The following is a 932-nucleotide window of genomic DNA, read 5'->3' as shown; positions in this document are numbered from 1 at the left end:
TGCGAAAACCGAGTTCCCAGTAGGCCAGCCCATGGATGTTTTTGGCATCGAGCCTGGAGAGCATCATTTTCCCGAAGGGCCCGTCCACCACGGCATCGGCTTCCTGCGAGCTGGCAAACATGAACGGAAAATCGAAAACGGCAAATTCCTTGGCCTGACTGGCCAGGATGCCGGAATTCATCACCACCATTTCCAGCGTGCCGCCTTGCAGCGCGGAGATGTTCGGTGCATCGCCGCCCAGCACGCCACCGGGGAAGAGGTTGACCTTGATCTTGCCGCCCGATTTCGCTGCCACGGTTTCAGCGAATTTTTTCATGCCCAGCACAATCGGGTGGCCGTCCGGGTTTTGCGTGGCGAACTTGACGGTGCGTTCCTTGATGTCCTGGGCTGAGGCCATGCCGAAGGCCGCCAGGGCGACGGTAGTGAGGACGGATTTGATAAACAGGCGTTTCATGGTTGTCTCCGGTTTCTTTGAGGGGATGAGGTGTCACGGTACGCTTTGACGTGGCTGCCGGCCGTGGCGTACCCAGCACGCCCGGCAGCGCGGAAAGTTGTCAGCCGCCGTAGAACCAGCGCGCCGGAATGATGACGATTTGCGGGAAAGCCACCATCAGGAACATGATGGCGAACTGGGCCCACATGAAGGGCAGCACGCCCTTGGTGACTTCGTCCATGCTCACCTTGCCCACCCCGGCCACCGTGTTCAGCACCGTGCCCACTGGTGGGGTGATCAGCCCGATGGCGTTGTTGATGATGAACAGCACGCCAAAGTACACCGGGTCAATGCCGGCGGCCTTGACGACCGGCATGAGCACCGGCGTCAGCAGCAAGATGGTGGGCGTCATGTCCAGCGCGGTTCCCACCACCATCACCAGCACCATGATGGCCAGCATCAGCAACTTCGGGCTGTCCAGAAGCGGTTGCAGCAGGGC

Annotated in this window: 2 protein-coding genes; both read right to left on the bottom strand. The window is 60.5% G+C overall.

The genetic code is table 11. From position 1 onward, the window contains the following. A partial coding sequence (dctP, locus tag AC1DWI_RS24545; protein WP_477726099.1) for a TRAP transporter substrate-binding protein DctP occupies positions 1–454 on the bottom strand: 454 nt, incomplete at its 3' end. A gap of 100 nt (positions 455–554) precedes the next feature. Further along, positions 555–932 (bottom strand): SLC13 family permease (locus AC1DWI_RS24540; RefSeq protein ID WP_477726098.1); only part of this gene is annotated, 378 nt, incomplete at its 5' end.

This window comes from Polaromonas sp. P3_C2 (assembly GCF_056402675.1).
The sequence above is the reverse complement of the archived record's forward strand: the minus strand, read 5'-3'. Positions and strand labels throughout refer to the sequence as shown.